This is a genomic window from Rhodospirillum sp. A1_3_36 (genome assembly GCF_047263945.1).
GTDB lineage: Bacteria > Pseudomonadota > Alphaproteobacteria > Rhodospirillales > Rhodospirillaceae > Rhodospirillum.
On sequence record NZ_JBLAVB010000009.1, the window covers coordinates 146355 to 167415 of the forward strand.

Annotated in this window: 15 protein-coding genes; 9 read left to right on the top strand and 6 right to left on the bottom strand. The window is 62.5% G+C overall.

Annotated elements, in window-relative coordinates; all coding sequences use genetic code 11:
• The first annotated feature begins 311 nt into the window (after positions 1–311).
• From ACLIRY_RS18250 to ACLIRY_RS18260, 3 genes are all read left to right on the top strand, one after another.
• A complete protein-coding gene (locus ACLIRY_RS18250) occupies positions 312–2468 on the top strand; it encodes a TonB-dependent siderophore receptor (RefSeq protein ID WP_413206854.1) in 2157 nt (718 codons plus the stop codon).
• A 13-nt stretch (positions 2469–2481) separates the two neighbouring features.
• Positions 2482–3639: an ABC transporter substrate-binding protein gene (locus ACLIRY_RS18255; protein ID WP_413206855.1), complete on the top strand. Its 1158-nt coding sequence runs from the start codon at positions 2482–2484 to the stop codon at positions 3637–3639.
• 65 nt (positions 3640–3704) lie between these two features.
• Positions 3705–4808, top strand: a complete 1104-nt coding sequence (locus tag ACLIRY_RS18260) for a DUF2218 domain-containing protein (RefSeq protein WP_413206856.1) — start codon at positions 3705–3707, stop codon at positions 4806–4808.
• Positions 4809–5045: 237 nt separating this feature from the next.
• On the opposite strand, the gene hppD is transcribed toward ACLIRY_RS18260, so the two are convergent.
• Positions 5046–6122 carry a 4-hydroxyphenylpyruvate dioxygenase gene (hppD, locus tag ACLIRY_RS18265; RefSeq protein WP_413206857.1) on the bottom strand — a complete coding sequence of 359 codons (1077 nt, stop codon included), beginning with the start codon at positions 6120–6122 and terminating at the stop codon, positions 5046–5048.
• Between the two features lie 435 nt (positions 6123–6557).
• On the opposite strand from hppD, the gene ACLIRY_RS18270 reads away from it, so the two are divergent.
• Together ACLIRY_RS18270 and ACLIRY_RS18275 are read left to right on the top strand one after the other, a co-directional pair.
• Positions 6558–7577 carry a 1-aminocyclopropane-1-carboxylate deaminase gene (locus ACLIRY_RS18270; protein ID WP_413206858.1) on the top strand — a complete coding sequence of 340 codons (1020 nt, stop codon included), beginning with the start codon at positions 6558–6560 and terminating at the stop codon, positions 7575–7577.
• 177 nt (positions 7578–7754) lie between these two features.
• Positions 7755–10154, top strand: coding sequence for a transketolase (locus ACLIRY_RS18275; protein WP_413206859.1), 2400 nt, complete (start codon positions 7755–7757; stop codon positions 10152–10154).
• Positions 10155–10231: 77 nt separating this feature from the next.
• Here the strand turns inward: ACLIRY_RS18275 and ACLIRY_RS18280 are convergent, their stop codons facing one another.
• From ACLIRY_RS18280 to ACLIRY_RS18300, 5 genes are all read right to left on the bottom strand, one after another.
• Positions 10232–11182 (bottom strand): peptidoglycan-binding protein, encoded by a 951-nt coding sequence (locus tag ACLIRY_RS18280; RefSeq protein WP_413206860.1) that lies wholly within the window; start codon positions 11180–11182, stop codon positions 10232–10234.
• A gap of 89 nt (positions 11183–11271) precedes the next feature.
• Positions 11272–11763, bottom strand: coding sequence for a hypothetical protein (locus ACLIRY_RS18285; protein WP_413206861.1), 492 nt, complete (start codon positions 11761–11763; stop codon positions 11272–11274).
• Positions 11764–12621: 858 nt separating this feature from the next.
• Positions 12622–13572, bottom strand: coding sequence for a cation diffusion facilitator family transporter (locus tag ACLIRY_RS18290; RefSeq protein ID WP_413206862.1), 951 nt, complete (start codon positions 13570–13572; stop codon positions 12622–12624).
• A 224-nt stretch (positions 13573–13796) separates the two neighbouring features.
• Entirely contained in the window at positions 13797–14477 is a 681-nt protein-coding gene (locus ACLIRY_RS18295) for a hypothetical protein (RefSeq protein WP_413206863.1), read from the bottom strand.
• A gap of 264 nt (positions 14478–14741) precedes the next feature.
• Entirely contained in the window at positions 14742–15542 is an 801-nt protein-coding gene (locus tag ACLIRY_RS18300; protein WP_413206864.1) for a glycosyltransferase family 2 protein, read from the bottom strand.
• A gap of 135 nt (positions 15543–15677) precedes the next feature.
• Between ACLIRY_RS18300 and ACLIRY_RS18305 the strand changes: the two genes are divergently transcribed.
• From ACLIRY_RS18305 to ACLIRY_RS18320, 4 genes are all read left to right on the top strand, one after another.
• Positions 15678–16925: a sarcosine oxidase subunit beta family protein gene (locus tag ACLIRY_RS18305; RefSeq protein ID WP_413206865.1), complete on the top strand. Its 1248-nt coding sequence runs from the start codon at positions 15678–15680 to the stop codon at positions 16923–16925.
• Between the two features lie 180 nt (positions 16926–17105).
• On the top strand, positions 17106–17366 hold the full coding sequence (locus ACLIRY_RS18310) for a sarcosine oxidase subunit delta (RefSeq protein ID WP_413206866.1): 261 nt from the start codon (positions 17106–17108) through the stop codon (positions 17364–17366).
• A 1-nt stretch (position 17367) separates the two neighbouring features.
• On the top strand, positions 17368–20400 hold the full coding sequence (locus tag ACLIRY_RS18315) for a sarcosine oxidase subunit alpha family protein (RefSeq protein WP_413206867.1): 3033 nt from the start codon (positions 17368–17370) through the stop codon (positions 20398–20400).
• Complete coding sequence (locus ACLIRY_RS18320) at positions 20393–21061, top strand: sarcosine oxidase subunit gamma (RefSeq protein WP_413206868.1); 669 nt, start codon at positions 20393–20395, stop codon at positions 21059–21061. The genes ACLIRY_RS18315 and ACLIRY_RS18320 overlap by 8 nt, the downstream gene beginning before the upstream one ends.

Here is a 21061-nt window from a genome sequence, read left to right on the forward strand (position 1 = left end):
GTTGATCTTGCGCCGAGTAACGAGCCATCCGCCTCTCCCCTCTCGGTTTGGTGATCAAATTCCCCGCAGAACACACGCGGATGGGGGTCTTCCTATCAGACAAGAAGGGCAGGGCCAACGCTTAAAACCCTCTGGGAGTGCGCCCACACAAGCTTTTCCGCCTCCGCCAAAGCCGGTCATGGGGTTGCAATCGTTATCTGGACGGGACCGTCCCGTTTGACTTATAGAAAGCCCAATATTAAGAATGATACTCATTCTTCTTACGGCAATTGAATCCGCTCCGCGAGGGCACGAAAGGAAAGGATAAACGAATGACGGGGGTCTTCTCGAAACGCACCTATGGGGCATTTCTGACTGCATCAACACTCTTGGCTCCCCTGGTGGGACGTGCCCAGGAGCCGGTTACCGCCCTCTCACCGGTCCTCGTGGAGGGAGAGGTCTTGGACGAGTCCACAAGGGACACCTATCTGGAAGCGGGTGCCGTAACCGCAACAAAAACGGACACGCCTGTCCTGGAGACACCACAATCCATCACCACAATCACGCGGAAGCAGCTCGACGACCAGAACCCGCAAAGCGTCAAGGACGCGCTGAACTACACGGCAGGCGTTCTGTCCGCGCCAGACAGCACCAGCCGCTATGACAGCATCTTCATGCGGGGCTTCGGTGGGTTCGGCACCTCCACCAGGGTCGTGGATTTCCTGGATGGTCTGAAACTGCACCGGGGCCAAGCCTTCGCCCTGCCCTCCATCGACCCCTTCCTGTTGGACCACGTTGACGTGCTGAAAGGCCCCTCGGCCATTCTGTATGGACAGACCAGTCCTGGCGGCCTGGTCAACCAGGTCAGTCGGGCGCCCAGCGCCACCTCTTACAACGAAGCCCGAATCGAAGGCGGCAGACGCGAGCGCTTACAGGGCGGCCTCACCAGCCAGAGAGCCCTCGATCGCGACGGGCACTGGCAGTATAGCATCAGTGGCATTGGCCGCCGTTCGGGAACCCGATACGAGGATGTTACCGAGGAGCGCCTGGCCATCGCCCCGGCTCTTACTTGGGAGCCGAATGACGACACCCGACTGACCCTCCAGGGGTTCTATCAATACGACCCCGAAGGCGGGTACTTCAATTCGATCTACCCACAGTTCCTCGCCCCGGAGGCGTACAAATCCAAGCTCGATCGCGGCCTCAACGTCGGCGACCCCAGTTTCGACAGCTACGAACGCCAACAATATGGCGTCGGCTACAGCTTCGAGCACCACTTCAATGATGTCTTCAGCATCAGCTCGCAGACCCGCTATTCGGGCATTGATCTGGACTTCCAAAGCTTGCAGATCGCGGCACCGATCACCGCCAACGGACTTTTGCCCCGCCAAGCGGCCCGATCCATCGAAACGGTCGGCGGCATTTCCACAGACAACCGCGCGCAATTCGATTTTTCCACGGGACCGGTCGCGCACAAGGCCATCGCCGGTGTGGATTTCCAACATTCCGTCAGCGACTGGGAATACCGGTTTGGTGCCGCTTCCTCCTTGGATGTCACCAACCCTGTGTACGGAGTGCCAGTCGGCCCCCTCACAACCATCATAGACAGCGAGCAGACCCTGCAGCAGACAGGTCTCTACATTCAGGACCAATTGGCCATTGGTGGGTTCCGGGCCGTGTTGGGCGTCCGGTATGACTGGACGAAGCAAGAGTCCGAAAACCGTCTGGCGGGAACCTCAAGCAGCCAGTCCAGTAAGTCACCGAGCTATCGGGCCGGTTTGCTGTACAAGTTCGACAATGGGCTTGCCCCCTATGTCAGCTTCTCCACCTCCTTCGAACCAACCGTCGGCGTGGACATCAACGGTTCCCCCTTCGATCCGACCCGTGCCGAACAATGGGAGGTCGGTCTGAAGTACGAACCGACCTTCATGGATGCCCTCTTTTCGGTTTCGGGCTTCTTCATCCGGCAGGAAAATGTCCTGACCCCCTCGGCCACGCCCGGCTTCAATGTCCAGCAGGGGGAAGTCCGCTCCAAAGGAGTAGAGTTCGAGGCACGCGGCCATGCCACGAAAAACCTGGAACTCATCGGCGCCTTCACGGTCCTGAATACGGAAGTCACAGAATCGACCGTCGCGGCAAACCTGGGCAAGCGGCCCCAAGCCGTTCCCAAGTTCCACGGCTCCGCCTGGGCCAACTACACCTTCGATTCCGGATCCCTGGAGGGGCTCACCCTGGGCAGCGGCGTCCGCTTCGCGGGCAGCAGCTTCGCCGACGACGCCAACACCGTCGAGACCGACGGTTACGCCTTGTGGGATGCGGCGGCAAGCTATGACCTCGAACAGCTCAGCCCGACGTTGGACGGAACCAAGGTGACCTTGAACGTCACCAATCTGCTCGACACGGAGTATTACTCCAGCTGCAGTTCCGCCTTTTATTGCCAGTACGGCAATGGCGCACAGGTCCTGCTCGGCCTGAGATATACGTGGTAAGGGAGCGGGGCCCATGGAACTCGACCGCAGAACCGTCCTCCTCCTCCTGAGCGCCTTCGCTGCGGCCCCATCGGTGGCGCAGGCCGCACCGGATCCCATCGTCGACGCCATCGGGCGGGAGGTCCGGTTGGCCGGTCCGGTTGGACGGATCGTGTTGTTGGACGCGACAGACATCTTAAGCATGGCCGTCCTACACCCTGATCCGTCCTCTCTTGTCGTCGGCTGGGCGGGTGTCGATACACTCGATAGCGACCGGGTGCGCCATGACTATGAGACCCGCCCCGATGGAAGCAGGATCCAAACCGTTGGCGGCCAAACCCCCGACAGCCTGTCCATTGAGCGTATCCTCACGCTCGCCCCCGACCTTGTGGTCGCGACCGCCCGCATGGCACCCGATCTCGGCGACAGCCTTCTCGGCCGCCACCTGGAGGCCGCAGGCATTCCCCTGATCTTCAGCAACGCCGCCTCCAACCGGCAACCCGGGGGGGAGGCTGGGGGGGGCGACGATCCCTTCACCCACTTGGCCCAAACCCTGCGGATGTGGAGCCATATCCTGGCGCGGAAGGAGAAGACAGAGGCCTTCCTGACCTTTGTCCAGGAGCACCTCGACAGGATCCGCGACACACTCGACGCCAGCGCTCCAATCAAAACCTATCTCGAGGTCCAGTCCACCTATGACGATTGTTGTTGGGCTGCGGGCCAGCGCATCTGGGGAGACCTTCTGACCCAGGCCGGAGGGCGCGCGCTTTCCGCCGCCGATGCCCCCTGGTATGCCAAGATCTCCCCGGAGCAAATGGTGATCGAGGCGCCCGAGGTGTACATCGCCTCCGGCGGCGCCTACGCCGCAGGGATCCGCCCCGGGATTGGCCCGGGCCTCGATCCCGCCCCGGCCCGGGCAGGTTTGCGTCGCCTCATCGCGCGCACCGGCTTCGCCCGGCTGCCCGCTGTTCAGAACAAACGCGTGCATGGCGTCTGGACGGGGCTCCTCACCGTTCCACCCTTGAACATCCTGTTCGTCGAGATCGCCGCCAAATGGCTCCATCCGGACCTGTTCCCGGATCTGGCCCCCACAGAGACGCTCACCAAGATCAACCGGAGGTTCCTGGCGAAACCCCTGCCGGGTCCCTGCTGGCTGAGCCTGTCCCCAGAGCCGACCATAACAGGGCAGTGAGAAAGCAGGGCCCACCCCACCATCACAACCGAATCAACAAAAAGCCGAATGCGAAAGACACCCCCATGCCGTTTCTCAAGGCCCAAACCACGATCGTTTTTCCAAACGTCTCGACCTATCTGGACACCCTCAGGGGCTCGTTTTCTGCCCATAACATGGTCCTCCACCCCGATGGCGACGGCCATGTGATCACATCTTCCCTCGGGTCGGCCCGGATGACTCCCCGAGAGGCTGCCCTGGACCTCACGGTGGAAGCCCCGGACCCCATCGCCTTCAACCGCCTTAAACACGAATTGACCGGGCTCATCGACTTCGTCACCCGCCCGGAGAACCTGGAGATCACCTGGACCGGCGATGCGCCCGGGGCCATGCCCCCAGCGGACCTGCGCGTCCTGACCGTCCGCCATATCCGTCAGTTGACCCCTCGGATGCGTCGCATCTCCTTCACGGGGAGCGACCTCGCCCGCTACGCCACCCCCGATCAGATCCACTGTCGGCTGCTGTTCCAGGACAAGGGCACCACCACGCCCCAATGGCCCCAACTGGACGACAACGGTCGCATTCTCTGGCCCGAAACGGGCAAGCTCGCCTCCAGGATCTTCACCATCCGCCGCATCGACCCCACGGCGGGAACACTGGATATTGACTTTGTCCTGCATGGAGGAAGTGGTCCCGGATCCTCCTGGGCGGCGACTGCGGAAGCGGGGGATATTGTCGGGATCCTGGGACCGGCGGCCAATGGACCAAAATCGGCGCACTGGGTTCTGCTGGCAGGAGACGAGACCGGCCTGCCGGGCATCGCCCGCATTCTGGAGGGACTTCCGACCTCCGCACAGGGAATCGCCCTCATCGAAATCGCCGATCCGGCCGAAGAACAGCAGATCAAGGCCCCGCCGGGTGTCGAGATCCGCTGGCTCCACCGCAACGGCGTCCCCGCAGGCACAACCGATTTGCTTGCGGAGGCCCTGCGGGCCATCGATCCGCCCCACACCCCGGAGGATGTATTCTGCTGGGTCGGCGCGGAATACACGGCCTTCCGAGATATGCGCGCCCATCTGCGAACCGAACTTGGCCTTCCCCCTTCCCGAGTCGTCGCCTTTTCCCACTGGCGACGCGGCATGAGCGAAGAGGATATCGTCAAAGCCGGTATCGGCTCTGTCCTGGCATAGCGCATTTTGCGCAAAAGTGACCACCACGGCACATTAAAGTGTCTCGTGTTTTTGGACGAATGCCCAAGCCCATTTGGGGGCAAATGCCCCCAAACCCCCTTTTTTCTTTTACAAATAAATGCCCGGGGTCTGGGGCCTTTCGGCCCCAGCCTCGCCACAGAGGGGGGTGGACGGGGCAAAGTCCCGTGACGGGAAAGCCTCCCGTTTTTTCAATCGGACAAGAGACTCCCCGACACCTCACTTCGCCGCGATCACCCCCCGGCGCAGTTGGTCCCGTTCCATGGATTCAAAGAGGGCCTTGAAATTGCCCTCACCGAAGCCTTCGTCCCCCTTGCGTTGGATAAACTCAAAGAAGACCGGACCAATCAGGGTCTCCGAGAAAATTTGTAACAACAGACGGGGATCCCCCGCCTCCGTCGAGCCATCCAACAGGATCCCCCGGGCCTTCAAGACCTCCACCGGCTCACCGTTGCCGGGCAAACGCCCTTCCAGCATGTCGTAATAGCTCTCCGGGGGCGCGGTCATCAGGGGAACACCTGCGGCCTGCAACTGGTCAATGCTGGCCGGAAGATCATCGGTCAGAAGCGCCACATGCTGGATCCCCTCGCCGTTGTATTCCATGAGGAATTCCTCGATTTGACCATTCCCTCCGGGGGCTTCCTCGTTCAAGGGAATGCGGATCTTGCCATCGGGCGCCGTCATGGCCTGGGACTTCAGGCCCGTATATTCTCCCTTGATATCAAAGTAGCGCAGTTCCCGGAAGTTGAAGATCGTCTCATAGAACCGGGCCCAGAACCCCATGCGACCCCGGTAGACATTGTGGGTCAAATGGTCGATCACCCGGAATCCGAAACCCTTGGGGTGGCGGTCCACACCGTCCAAGAAAACGAAATCAATGTCGTAGATGGACGCCCCGTCCTCGTACCGGTCAATGAGGTAAAGGGGCATACCGCCAATGCCGCGTACCGCCGGAAGGCGGAGTTCCATCGGGCCGGTGGGGATCTCCACCGGCCGGGCACCGCGTTCGATGGCCAAAGCATATGCCTTGTGCGAATCCTTCACCCGGAAGGCCATGCCGCAGACCGAGGGGCCATGCTCCTCGGCGAAATAGGCCGCCTCGCTTTTGGGCTCCCGGTTGATGATGAAATTGATTTCGCCCTGGCGATACAGGTCTACGGCCTTGGAGCGATGGGTGGCCACCTTGGTGAAGCCAAGGGTTTCGAACAGGGACTCAAGAACCCCCGGCAGGGGGGAGGCGAACTCAATGAACTCGAAACCGTCCAAGCCGATGGGATTGAAGCTGTCGTCGGACATATTGAATACTCCGGAGTGTGATTTGGAAAAGGAGAGGCACGACCCGTCCCTTCCCTTCCGGAGGCGCCGTGGCGATCCCCCGCACGCCACGCGCCAGGGCCGCACCCATGGCGAGGGCCAGGGGCTCGACCAATCCGGTCGGCGTCCGTGGTCCCCTCGCGATGGCAACGGTCTGGATCATCAAGGCCCCTTTTCACGCGCAGATCACCCCTGCTTGCCGGCACAGCATAGCCTGTGCGAGGCGGACGATCCACTCGCCAATAGGGGTTCGGAATATTCTTCCATACAGACAGAGGAAAACTTCTGAAATGCTCACCCCAATCGGAAAAAGTAGATCTGGAAAGAAATTCTTCCCTCAAGATTGAAAGCACCTATCAACAGACCTTCGCTATCATGTAACCCATCATTCACCGCCCACTCCCAAGAGGTCCCACCATGTCCCTGCTGGAAAAGTTCGAGCGCTATCCCCTCACCTTCGGCCCCACGCCCATCGAGCACTTGCCCCGCCTGAGCGAAGCTCTGGGCGGCAAGGTCCAGATTTATGCCAAGCGCGAGGACTGCAACTCCGGTCTTGCCATGGGCGGCAACAAGCTGCGCAAGCTGGAATACATCGTCCCCGACGCCATTGCCTCGGGAGCCGACACCCTGGTGTCCATCGGTGGGGTCCAGTCCAACCACACCCGCATGGTCGCGGCCACTGCCGCCAAACTCGGCATGAAATGCGTGGTCATCCAGGAAAAATGGGTTCCCCATTATGACGCCGTCTACGACCGGGTTGGCAATATTCTGATGACCCGTCTGATGGGTGCCGACAGCCGTCTGGTGGACGAGGGCTTTGACATCGGGATCCGCAAAAGCTGGGAAGACGCCATCCAGTCCGTCAAGGACGCGGGCGGCAAACCCTACGCCATCCCCGCCGGGGCTTCCGTCCATAAATACGGTGCCCTGGGCTATATCGGTTTCGCCGAGGAAGTGGCTCAGCAGGAAGCGGAACTGGGCTTCCAGTTCGATTACATCGTCGTCTGCGTGGTCACCGGATCGACTCAGGCCGGCATGATCGTCGGTTTCGCCAACCAGAACCGGGCCGACCGCGTGATCGGCATCGATGCCTCGGCGACCGTCGACCAGACCCGCGACCAGGTGCGCCAGATCGTCGACAACACCGCAGAGCTGGTCGGCCTGGGCCGCAAGGTTCGGGAAGACGAGATCATCATCAACCCCGATTACGCTTACCCCGCCTATGGTGTGCCCTCGGAGGAGACCAACGAGGCCATCCGCCTGGCCGCCCGGACCGAAGCCATGATCACCGATCCGGTCTATGAAGGAAAATCCATGCAGGGCATGGCCGACCTGACCCGGAAGGGCTTCTTCCCCGAGGGCTCCAAGGTCCTGTATGCCCACCTGGGCGGCGCCCCGGCCCTGAACGGCTACAGCTACTACTACAAAGAGGGGTAATCAGGCGCACCAAGTCCCATCGGCAGAGCCCATGGGACTTGCCCTGCGTTCGAATGCCACGCAAACTTTTCCGCGCCTTCAGGCGCGTTGACTGCGTCGTCACGGTATCGAGGAACACTCGATACCGTGATGCAGAGAGATTTCCTGTCATCTCCCTTGCTCCCAGGATCCCGCCCCATGCCCCAGTCGAAGACCTGTGATGCCCGTTTCCTGAAGACCATCGAGCAACGGCTCCTTTGGCTCTCCCACTGGATGATCCATAACGCCAACAACATCCGGCCCAAGGTGGATGGCATCAAAATCGGCGGACATCAGGCCTCGTCAGCCTCCATGGTCTCGATCATGACGGCGCTCTATTTCTCGGCGCTCAAGCCCGAGGACCGGGTGGCCGTGAAACCCCATGCCTCTCCCATTTTCCATGCCATGCAGTATCTCATGGGCAACCAAACCCGGGAGAAGATGGAAAATTTCCGCGGCTTTGGCGGCGCCCAAAGCTACCCCTCGCGTACCAAGGACATCGACGACGTGGATTTCTCCACGGGATCCGTCGGCCTGGGGGTGGCGATCACCTCCTTTGCCTCGCTGGTTCAGGATTATATCCAGGCCAAGTCCTGGGGCGCCGACCAGCCCCTGGGCCGCATGGTCGCCCTGGTGGGGGACGCCGAGCTGGACGAAGGCAATGTCTACGAAACCCTGCAAGAGGGCTGGAAGAACGACCTGCGGAACTGCTGGTGGATCATCGACTACAACCGCCAATCCCTGGACGGCATCGTCCGCGAGGGCCTGTTCGAGCGAGTGGAGAAGATCTTTGAAGCCTTCGGCTGGGATGTCGTCCGGGTCAAATACGGCGCCCTGCAACAGGAAGCCTTCCAGGAGCCGGGCGGCGAAAAGCTGCGGGCCTGGATCGATCGCTGCTCCAATCAGGAGTATTCGGCCCTGACCTTCATGGGCGGCGCCGTCTGGCGCAAGCGGCTGTTGGATGACCTGGGCGATCAGGGCGATGTGACCGCGCTGCTTGACCGGCGGGATGACAAAGCGTTGGCGGCGCTGATGGAGAACCTGGGCGGAAACTGCGTCCAGACCATGGCCGAGACCTTCGCCGCCATCGACCACGACCGCCCCACCTGTTTCCTCTGCTACACCATCAAAGGCTGGGGCACGCCCATCGCCGGGCATAAGGACAACCACGGCGGCCTGATGAATTCCACCCAAATGGCGCAATGGCAGGCCCATATGGGCGTCCCCCAAGGCCAGGAGTGGGAGCCGCTGGCCACCGTGGAGGCCCCGGAGGCTCTGAAAACCTTCCTCTCCACCGTGCCCTTCTTTGCCAAGGGACCGCGCCGCTACCACGACGACAAACTGGCCGTCCCCGCCCTCCCCGCACCGACAGAGGGAGAGATATCGACCCAGATGGCCTTTGGAAAAATCCTGGACGGCCTGTCCAAGGGGGACAGCGATCTGGCGGCACGGATTGTCACCACCTCACCGGACGTGACGGGCACGACCAACCTGGGTCCCTGGGTCAACCGCCGCAAACTCTTCGCCCGCAAGGCCCAGTCCGACGCCTTCATCGACCACAAAATCCCCTCGACCGCCAAATGGGTCTTCGCGCCCGAAGGCCAGCATATCGAACTGGGTATCGCCGAAATGAACCTGTTCCTGCTGCTGGGCGCGGCGGGACTGTCCCATTCGCTGTTCGGCAAGCGACTGATCCCCATCGGTACGCTCTATGACCCCTTCGTCCAGCGGGGATTGGATGCCCTGAATTACGCCTGTTACCAGGATGCCCGGTTCCTGGTCGTCGGCACCCCCTCAGGCGTTACCCTGGCGCCGGAAGGCGGCGCTCACCAATCCGTCGGCACCCCTCTGATCGGCATGGCCCAGGATGGCCTCGCTGCCTTCGAGCCCGCCTATGCGGACGAACTGGCGGTGATCCTGGAATGGGCCTTCGACTACCTGCAACGGGACGGCGAAGGCGACCCGGACGAGCGCACGTGGTTGCGGGACGAAACCGGCGGCTCCGTCTACCTGCGGCTTTCCACCAATCCCATCACCCAACCCGGCAAACGGGTGAACGAGGCCTTCCGTCAGGGGGCCATCGACGGCGCCTATTGGCTGCGCGAACCCGGCCCCAATTGCGAGGTGGTGATCGCCTACCAGGGCGCAGTCGCACCGGAAGCGGTCAAGGCCGCAGGACTGCTGGCAGAGGGACGGCGGGACATTGGCGTTTTGGCGGTGACCTCTGCGGACCGCCTGAATGCGGGATGGACGGCAGCCCAGCGCGCCCGCTCCCGGGGCAATGCGGCGGCTGTCTCCCATGTGGAGCACCTGCTGGCCCCCCTGCCCTCCCACTGCCACTTGATCACGGTGATCGACGGCCACCCGGCCACGCTGTCCTGGTTGGGCGCCGTCCAGGGCCACCGGACCATCCCACTCGGCGTGGAGCATTTTGGCCAGACGGGAACCATCGGCGACCTCTACCACCACCACGGCATTGACGCGGCTTCCATTGTGGAGAAAGTCCAGGGACTGACGGCAGGGCGCAAGATCAAAGCAGGGATTCACGCCAGTCTGTGAGGCCTCGAAGGCACTCTAAAATCCATACAATGAGAGTGAAACGGGGCCAACTTGACTCAAGCTGACCCCATTTCACTCTAGCCGAGGTTAAGCGCTTTCAGGGTTTCGGAACCGGCAATACCGTCGGCAGTCAGACCATGAGCCGCCTGGAAATCCAGAACCGCAGCCCGGGTCAACGGACCGAATTGGCCATCGTTCCTTAGGTCATAGCCCCGCGCAGCCAGCGCTTCCTGCAAACTCCGAACCTCGGCGCCCTCATCTCCTTGGGATAGGGCTGGAGGCGCCGCTCCACGCGCTTTCACCCCATCGCCAAACAGGCCTTTCTCTTGCCAAAGGCGGATTGTTTCCTCAGCGACTTCAAAGTGCATTCCATCCTCGAAGTTACCGAATTCCACACCCCAATACCATCCCTCTGCGCGAAAAATCGGCGCTATGGCCGCCAGCCCCGCAAGCGTCACTCCGCCATCGGCGGTGGAGCCCAAGGCATCGCGCATGCCATTGATCTTAATATCAATGGCCGTTCCCCAGGCGTGGTTGCAGATTCCCGAGTTATTTCGCTTCAACCGTGCGCAGAGCATCCCCGTTGTTCCCAGGGAAACGTAGACGGTGGGCAGGCTCGCCTTCACCTGCGCGAACACACTCTGGAGAGAGTCGAGGGCTGGCTTCACCCCTGTTACCCGGAACGGTCCAACGTTTCGCGTCTCTACCAATGACAGAAGGGGGTCATTGGTGACAGGACGGCATTCCTGATCCATGTGATCCCGAGGCACACCAAGGATCTGGATCAGGGTCGCGCTTTTCGCAGAATGGAGCCCCTGATTGATTCCCTGCGGAATTGGAATCACCAGTGCCGGATTCTCCACGGACTCCGGAACGACCGCTTGACTGGATCCCGCCTCGACATCCTTGACATCGGATTCCTCAAGCGGCTCCAACGGCGGATCCGAAGGGCTGATGCGACGGACCCTCGGGACTCTTGTTACAGGAGAAACGTAGGACACCCTGGGGATGCGTGGAACGGTGGCCATCTCTTGCTCCCTCTGTCACGAACCCTTTGACTGACCCTTAATTCAAGAGACCTCGGCCTGTCCGCTCCGGTTACTCTGAACGCTGGCCGCTACTTGTCACCCTGAGACATCAAGGTCTTACGACTAGACGAGCAGGCATTTGGGACGCCATCCACGGCGCAACTAAAACCAACCGATAAGTTCTGGGCCGCCACGCCGGTCGCGAAAAACACGCCCAACTTGACCCCATTGATCGCCGTATCGCTGGAAAAGCTGCCAAAGGTAGAAAGGGCATCCTGCTCCCCCTCAAGGAGGTTGTCCCCATCCTTCGTCTGCGCACCGTGAGCCGTAATCTGTCGCGGCCCCAACTCACCTCCGTTGGGCAAGTCAATGTCCTTCGGCACCACTGTGGGCACAACGGCAACATCGGTTTGTTTGACCCCCACCGTCATTTCCGGCGTCGTAGAGTTGACGGTGGATGGCCCCACGGAAATACCGACCGTCAGGCCTTGACCGAAAATTAAGGGAGATGACTCGACTGTCGAGCAAGCAGACAGCGTCAAGGCAACGGCCCCCACCAATGTGATTGTTCTGAAAATCATTCCGGTTCTCCCCATCCCTTAGCGACACAGATCGTATCCAGCCCTTGAAACGCGTCCTTCAGCGCCTCAGCGTCCGTTCCACTTTCGGCCCAAATGATCACGCGACACTCATTCCCCCCACGGAAGTAACGAGCGGCACGATATCCGAGTCCTCCCTCTCCAGCCCCTATCCACAATCCAAGATTGCGTGTATTCACAGCAAAGGGTCCCGCCTTATCGCAGGCCACTTCCGAAGCGAGGCCCAAGCCAAAGGTCGTTGTCTGCACGTCCCCCGTGTCTCCAATGGACGTGACGGAACAGGCTCCCGCCAGCAGCGACCACACGGCCACAAGGATCCATCGCACCCCACCGTCCCCCCTTCAAACTGCTTGCACCGAACGAGCAGCATCTGACTCTTTCGATACGATACCCAAAAAAAATCACAAATTCCATTAAATGGTGAAAAAAATAAAAATTACTTTTTATAAGTGCCGCGCCAAGCCCCTTCCATCAAGACTGCAGCCCAGACGGTCTGTCCAGTCACTCCCCCCACCCCCAATTCGGCGTCGAGAAAACGAAGAACGGCAGAGGGCGCCCCCCAGAGACTTGAACAGGATGCGGAAAAAATCCGAGAACGCTGCACCTTCGTCATTCCTGCGGGCCGAACGCATGCCGTGAGCGCGACAGCGGGAATCCAGGGTGGGGAGAACCAGCGGCGGCGATTGACGCATCCTGACGCGCCAAGCGCCAACACCAGAGAAATCAACCCTGGATGCCCGTTTTCACGGGCATGACGAAATAAAAATGATTAGCCATAAATAAAATATATATGCATCTCTTAGCGCCTGCGCGGGGATGACGACAAAAGAGTTTTTCACTCTAGTAATCAAACGCCCCCATGGGAATGACGCCGCTTTCCGTCACCCGCGGCACCACCGTGACCTGAATGCTCTCCACCTCCTGCCGGACAAGCTCCTCAAGATTGGCGCGCAGAGCCTCGACCCGGGTCACAGGAGTTTCCGGCGGAAAGGCCAGTTCGACTTCCACGATGGCCGTCTCTGCGACACGGCGGGTTCGAAAGGCGATCAGTTGATCATAGTCGTTGAAATGCTTGATCAGCGCCCGGGTCATCGGCATCTGCACATCCTCACCACAGGCGGCGTCCAGCAAATCCCCCAGGCTGACCTTGACCATCCGCAGAGCAATCACCGCCATCAGCAAGATCGTCAACAGGCTCGCCACCGGGTCGGCATAGCGACCCACCAGCGTATCGGGAACCACCAAGACCAGCACCAGGGTCACCATCAGAAGGAAATTGGAGATCAGATCCTCGGTGAACAGGGAGATCTGCGCCTTCACGATGGGAGAGGCGTCAGCGCGGCTTTGTTTCAGAAAGCCGTGCAGTACCGTTGCGTTGACCACCAGATAAATCCCGTTGACGACCAGAGCAATCAATAGCCCCGGCCCCCTGGGCGGTTGCCCGGCCAGAAGCCGGTCGGTGGCCGAAGCGATAATCGCCGCAGTAGCCGCAATCATGAACAGGGACGCACTCACGCTCGCCAAGCTTTCCAGCTTGCCCAAACCGAACTGGAACAGCCCCCCAGCGGGCCGAAGCGCCCGACGGGCCACCATCCAGGTCACCGTCACCGTGCCGAAGTGCAGCAGGGTGAGCAACATATCCGCCAACAGGGCGCTGGAAGAGGATGTCAGCACCGCAACCAGAGAAGCCGCCAGTGACGGCAAGAGGACCAGCACAGCCATGCGGGTCAACCGCTCCCGTTTGATCCGAAAAGCCTGGGAGGGAGACCCGGTGGGATCGGCGAGGAACATCGGTCACTGTCCTAGAATATTCCGAGATCAAGTTGGGTCGCTTCGCGACCAAACTTGGCCTCGAAGATATTCTAAAACTTATAGAATGAGAGGGAACCGGGGCCAGCTTGACTCAAGTTGATCCAGCTTCACTCTGGTATTGAGGTCTTTGCACCCGCAAGACAAACATCAGAACCGGGGGCCATAGCAAGGGCGAGACACAAGGGTCATTCATTTCATCGGGTTCAGAACCCGTCGCGCTCATAGCGAAGGGTATTCCCCCGTCCCAAATAACTCAAATCCAGACTGGTCCGATCGAGCCCCAGGATCGCATAACAAAAGGGGTCCGTTTCCCCGAATTCCTGGACCACGAGGATCGGCCCCGCCCCCTCAGGTCCACCCGACGGGCAGGCGTCCGCAATTTCGAAAAATCCTCCACCGGCGACCTGATCCCCGGCGTAGTAATCGAAAACCCGCCCATCGGATTCAAACCGTCGGACGCTTTGGTCATCGTCCCTGCTCCGCCAAGCGCCAACCAACAGGTTAGCCAGGCGTTCTTGGAGTCCTTCGCCCTCGAACACTTTGACGCTCTCCAGAACCATATCCCGGGAGATGTCGCCCTCGCTGACGACACGCCCCGTCAGCTCGACTGTTTGCCCCGCCGGCAGGGCATCGATCACCGCAAGGGTCACACGGGACTGCGGCTTGTCCTCCCAGGCATGGTAGGTCCAGCCCTCGGAGGTCACGTCGCAGGCAAGCGCACCGCCATCAGACCGACCGCACCCCTGGACGGTCCCAAGGATCACGGTGGGCGAGGCGCCCTCCCCCTCGCCGGATCCGGCCCAGGCGGATCCAACACCAGCGGCCCCGACACCAGCAGAGGCGAGCGCGAGACAAACCCCCATCCGCAAGCCCTTCCTCCCCATCGCCCTCTCCTTTTCCCAAGATCTCACATCTCGTCTTATGAATTTCAGAGCCCGACCCGAAATGACTCTCGTTATTTCAATAGCTTTGTCGTCATTCACACGCATGCGGGACTCCAGGGGTGGGGACAGGCAACGGAGGCCAATCCCGCGACACCCCTGTGTTTGAACGCCGACACCGAAATCAATCCGTCATGCCCGTTTCCACGGCCATGACGGAAGCCTTTGAAGTCACCGCATAAGTTTTGGGTTGGCCCCGAAGGCAGTCTAGCACGGGGGGACAGGGAGGGCGATGCTCCCTTCACCTGTCGCCGCCACCCGGGCCTCATGGCGGGCACGCAGACCGGGCAAGACCGCCCTTTGGGCTTCGGTCAGACTGTCACGCGCCTCGGACCGGGCCACGGAGAATTTCAAGACCTGCCCTTCGAAGGCGCCACCTTCGCGCACGGTGTGGCGCACGGTCCGGGCCTGGACCAGACGGCTTGGAAAGCAGCGCATCAGATGATCGCAATAGAACACATCTTCGCAGCGCAAAGTCTTCAACTCCGGATCTTCCATGAAGCCGCCCACCGCGTCGTGGGCATGGCGCCAGACCGCCATGTTGAACACCACGGTATTGATGATCGCCCGCCGCCAGTCCTCATGCAGGGGGGCATCGACGTCAATATCGGTCTTGACCAATCCCGCTTCCGGATGGCGCAGCAATTCCGCCATGCAGACCAGCACATGGGGGGGCAGGAAGGCGTCATCGGCGTCCAGGAAAAACAGGATCTCTCCCCGGGCCGCCTTCACGCCCCGGTTGCGCGCCGGCCCCGCGCCCCGGTTCTCGGGGGTCTCCACCACCCGGACGAGGGGATTGGCCGCAGCCGCCCGGTGAGCCTCGGCCAGGGTGTCGTCGGTGGAGCCATCGTCGGACAGAACAATCTCGTAACCCTCCCGGGGAACGGCCCCCAGGGCCTTGACACAATGGTCGATGGAAATGGTCGCGCTGGCCACGGCGGGGCCGATCAAATCGGCGCCGTTGTAGACGGGAATGATGATGGAGGCGGCGATGGGCGTGTCCGACATGGAAGACCTATGCGAGCAATAAATCGGAAGCTTTCAGAGTGTCCCATTCAATCCCCCTTGCCAACAGGGCACCACCATGGCGAAACTCCTTTTCTGCTCCCCTGTCCCGCCCCTGCGTCATGATGGGCCCCATGCATGCGTCATTCGTTTTTCTCCCTCATCCGCAATGCCCTGGGTCACCACCGGAATTGGCCGCCCCTGTGGCGTGCCCCCGATCCCAAGGCCGCCTATGATGTGATCCTCATCGGTGGCGGTGGCCATGGGCTGGCCACCGCCTATTATCTGGCAAAGGAGCACGGCCTGAAACGAATCGCCGTGGTCGAAAAGGACTGGATTGGTGGCGGGAACAGCGCCCGCAACACCGCCATTGTCCGGTCCAATTATCTGTGGGATGCCAGCGCCCACCTCTACGAGCATTCCCTGAAGATCTGGGAAGGGTTGTCCCGGGAGCTGAATTTCAACGTGATGTTCAGCCAACGCGGCGTTCTCAATCTGGCCCATTCCCTCCATGACATCCGCGAGGCCCACCGGCGGATCCGCGCCAACGACCTGAATGGCATCGACGCCGAATGGCTGGACCCGGCCAAGCTCGCCTCCTATTGCCCCCTGCTCGACGTTTCGTCCGAGGCCCGCTATCCGGTCCTGGGCGCCACTCTCCAGAAGCGCGGCGGCACGGCACGACATGACGCCGTCGTCTGGGGTTTCGCCCGGGCTGCGGACCGCCTGGGGGTCGATATCCTCCAGCACTGCGAGGTCACAGACATTCTTCGGGAGGGCGGCAAGGTGACCGGCGTGGAGACCACCCGGGGCGTGATCAAGGCGCCCAAGGTCGCCATCGTTGCCGCAGGTCATGCCGGAACCCTCGCAGCCATGGCCGGGTTCCGCCTGCCCCTGGTCAGCCACCCCCTCCAGGCCCTGGTCAGCGAACCCATGAAGCCCCTGCTGGACTGCGTGGTCATGTCCAACGCCGTTCATGTCTATGTCAGCCAGTCCGACAAGGGCGAACTGGTCATCGGCGCGGGCATCGACCCCTATGCCGGTTACGCGCAAAAGGGCTCTTTCTCCCTCATCACCGAGCAAATGGGCGCCCTGGTGAGCCTCTTCCCCCGGTTCTCCCGGCTGCGGATGATGCGCTCCTGGGGGGGCATCGTGGACACGACGCCGGACGCCTCGCCCATCATCGGCAAAAGCCCGGTGGAGGGCCTGTACCTCAATTGCGGCTGGGGAACCGGGGGCTTCAAGGCCACACCGGGCTCCGGCCATGTCTTCGCCCATACCATCGCCCGGAACGCGCCCCACCCTCTGGCCGCCCCCTTCTCCCTGGAGCGCTTCACCACCGGTGCCCTGGTCGACGAACACGGCGCCGCAGGGGTGGCGCATTAGTTGAAAAGAAGAAACGGGAGAACCCGCTTCTTCCTTTATTGCGTTCAAACGCCAGGCAGGCTTTTACGCGCCATAAGGCGCGGCGGCCGGTCGGCCGTTCTCGGACAGAAGGCAGAAAGCATTCTGTCCTCGTTTATCGCAGTCAAATGCGTCATTCAAAAGGTCGGATGGACTTCAATCATGGAACGGATCCCTTGCCCCCATTGCGGCCTCCGGCCGCTGGCAGAATTCTCCTACGGAAGCGAAGTCGTCACCCGACCGGATCCGGCGACAGCCGATGATGCCGCCTGGGGGGATTACCTCTATACCCGCAGTAACCCCAAAGGTCCCCTGACCGAGCGCTGGGTCCATGTCCACGGCTGCCGCCGCTGGTTCACCCTGACCCGCGACACCGCCACCCACCGGGTCCTGGACAGCCCATTCCGAGGCGACGAGGTCTGATATGGAGCAACCCTTCCGCCTGAAAACCGGGGGCCGCATCGACCGGACCCGTCCCCTCCGCTTCGTCTTCGATGGCAAGGGGTACACCGGATACCCGGGGGACACCCTGGCCTCGGCCCTGATCGCCAACGGGGTCCATCTGGTCGGCCGCTCCTTCAAATACCACCGCCCCCGGGGGATCCTGAGCGCCGGGGCGGAGGAGCCCAACGCCCTCGTTCAACTGGGCCTGGAACCCCGCCTCGTCCCCAATGCCCGGGCCACCCAGGTCGACCTGATCCACGGGCTGGAGGCCGATCCGGTCAACTGCTGGCCCAATGTCCGTCGGGATGTCCTGGCGGGCCTGGGACTCGCGGCGCCGCTCATGCCTGCGGGGTTCTATTACAAAACCTTCCTGTCTTCCCGTCACCTGTGGCGCCATGTCTTCGAACCCCTGATCCGTCGGGCCGCAGGCTGGGGCCGCATGCCGGAGGATCCGGATCCCGACGTCTACACCCACCAACACCTCCACCGGGATGTGGTGGTCGTCGGCGCCGGACCGGCGGGATTGGCCGCCACCCTCGCCGCTGCCCGAGCCGGCGCCCGGGTGGCCTTGATCGACGAGGGCTCCGAGCCCGGCGGGTCTCTCCTGGGGCAGACCCGCGCCCTGGACGGCCGCCCTGCTGACCACTGGGTGGCCGAGGTGGTGGAGGAGCTGTGCCAGCTGCCCGAAGTGCTGCTGCTGACCCGGACCACCGCTGCGGGCCTCTATGATGACGGGACCACCGTCGTGGCGGAGCAACGGCTCACCGACCATGTGACCTCCCACGGGGGCCATGGCCCCCGGGCGCGGCTGTGGTGGTTCACTGCCAAGACCGTCATCCTGGCCACCGGCGCCCATGAGCGGCCCATCGTCTTCCCGCAAAACGACCGTCCGGGGATCATGCTCGCCTCGGCGGCGCGGACCTATGCCCTGCGCTATGGGGCGGTTCCAGGCCAGCGGATGGTCCTGTTCACCACCAACAGCGCCGCCTATGAAACCGCCATCGACCTGCAAAGCCGGGGCGTCCGGATCGAGGCCATCGTCGACGCCCGCCCCGATCCCACCGGTCCCCATGTTGACATGGCCGAAGCCCTTGGCATCCGCATCCACAAGGGCTGCGCCGTCATCGCCACCGACGGCAGACACCGCCTGGACTGCCTGGAGGTCATGCAACTGAGTCCCGATCTCCGGAGCGTCCAGTCCCCCCGCCGAGTGATCGATTGCGACCTGCTCTGCGTTTCCGGGGGCTGGTCCCCCGTCGCCCACCTGTACCGCCATGCCGGAGGCCAACTGGCATGGAACGCCGCCGTGCGGGGCTTTACGCCTGTACCTGGTTCCGGCCTGCCCCGGGTGGTGGGCTCCGCAGCCGGAACCCATGCCCTGTCCCAGACCCTGGAGCTGGCTCTGAAAGCCGGAGCCGAGGCCGCGCAGGAGGCGGGTTTCGGTGACGGAGGTCCACCGCCCACACCAATCGTGACAGAAGCGGACGCCCTGGACGGCATGGACCTCTGGCGGGTCCCCGACCAACCGGGCAAAGGGGGGCTCCCCATCGGGCGACCGGGCCACCTGTCCTTCGTCGACCTGCAAAACGACACCACCGCTGCGGATATCGATCTGGCCCACCGCGAGGGCTTGACCAGCGTGGAACATATGAAGCGCTACACCCTGACCGGTTTTGGTACGGACCAGGGCAAGACCAGCCAGCTCAATGGCGCCGTGATCCTCGCCCGAGCCGACGGCAAAGGGCCAGAGGCCGCCCGATTGACCGCCCAACGTCCCCCCTATACCCCCCTCACCTTCGGCACCCTGGCCGGGCGCCGGGTGGGAGGCCTGCTCGACACGGTCCGGGAAACCGCCCTTCAGGATATCCACCGGGATCAGGGAGCCGCATTCGAACCCGTCGGTCAATGGCTCCGCCCGCGGTATTACCCTCAAGCTGGGGAGAGCATGGACAAGGCCGTGGCCCGGGAGTGCCGGGCGGCGCGCCAGGACGCGGGTCTGCTCGACGCCTCAACCCTGGGCAAAATCGACGCCCAGGGACCCGATGTGGTGGAATTCCTCGAGCGGATCTACGCAACCCCCATCGCCTCCCTTGCCATCGGCAAGGTCCGCTATGGGCTGATCTGCAAGGACGATGGCATGCTCGCCGATGACGGCGCCATTGCCCGGTTGGGGGAGACCCATTTCCATCTGACCACGACCACCGGGAACGCCGCCTGGACGCTCAACTGGATGGAAGAATGGCTGCAAACCGAATGGCCGGACCTGCGGGTCCGCCTGACCAGCGTCACCGAGCAATGGGCCGTCCTCGCCCTCACTGGCCCCAAGGCCCGGGAAATTCTCGCCCCCCTGGCCCCCGAGATGGACCTCACCGCCGAAGCCTTCCCCTTCATGACCTGGCGGGAGGGCGCCGTGGCAGGCATCCCCGCCCGCCTCTTCCGCGTCTCCTTCACCGGGGAGTTGTCCTTCGAGATCAACGTCCCCTGGAGCAGCGGCCCGGCCCTGTGGCAGACCTTGATGGACCAGGGCGCTCCCTTGGGCCTGACCCCCTATGGGACGGAGGCCATGCATGTGCTGCGCGCGGAAAAGGGCTTCATCCTGGTCGGGCAAGAGACGGATGGCTCGGTGACGCCCCTGGATTTGGGGATGGCGGGGATGCTCAAGAAAAAACGCGATTTCATTGGCAAGCGAGGCATGGCGCGGAGCGACCTCCAACGGGCCGACCGCAAGGTACTGGTGGGCTTGCGAACCGACGATCCGGCCCAGGTTCTGCCCGAAGGCAGCCCTATCGTGGAGGCCCTGTCCTCCGCGCGCCCCTTGCCCATGCTGGGTCATGTGACCTCCAGCTATGCCTCGCCCATGGTGGGCCGCGCCATCGCCCTGGCCCTGGTCAAGGGGGGGCGGGACCGCATGGGCCAAGCGCTCCAGGTCCCCCTGGCGGATGGCGACGTGGCCAAGGTCCAGGTGGTAGAGCCGATTTTCTGGGATCCGGAAGGACAACGCCGCGATGGCTGACGAGACTGAAACGGAAAAGCGCAGGTCAAAAGGCACGTCAGGGAAAGACAGGGGCTTCGATCCCCTGGCTGCGGACTGGCGCGACCGCCTTTTCCAGTCGAGTACGGCGACCATTCAGGTGGACGCAGCCCCCTGGCAGGCCCAACTGACCTTGCGGGGAGCCCCCGAAGACCGGACCTTCGCCCAGGCAGTGGAGGCGGTGACCGGTCTGCGCCCACCGTCGGTCGCCAATACCTTAACCGCAGACGAGCAGAAGCGACTGCTCTGGCTCGGTCCCGACGAGGGGTTGTTGCTCGCCCCACAGGACCAGGGGGCCTCCCTGCTCGCCGGGCTGAAAGCGGCTTTCGCCGCGCTGTCCCCAGAGACCAATGCCTTGGCCCTCGACACCAGCGAATCCCGCCGCGCGGTTGATGTCTGGGGACCCGATGCCATTCAGTTGCTTGAGCGCGGCTGCGCCCTGGACCTCCACCCCCGGGCCTTCCCCATCGGGCGTTGCGCCCAGAGCCTGCTTGCGGGGATTCCCGTTCTGATCGCCCACCTGCCCCGGCGCAACGGGGCGAACCACCCCTGTCTGCGGGTTTTCGCCCGAACCTCCATGGTTCGGCATCTGGCTTGGTGGTTGGTGGACGCCCTCGCCGAATTCCGTCGATCCCGGATCTAA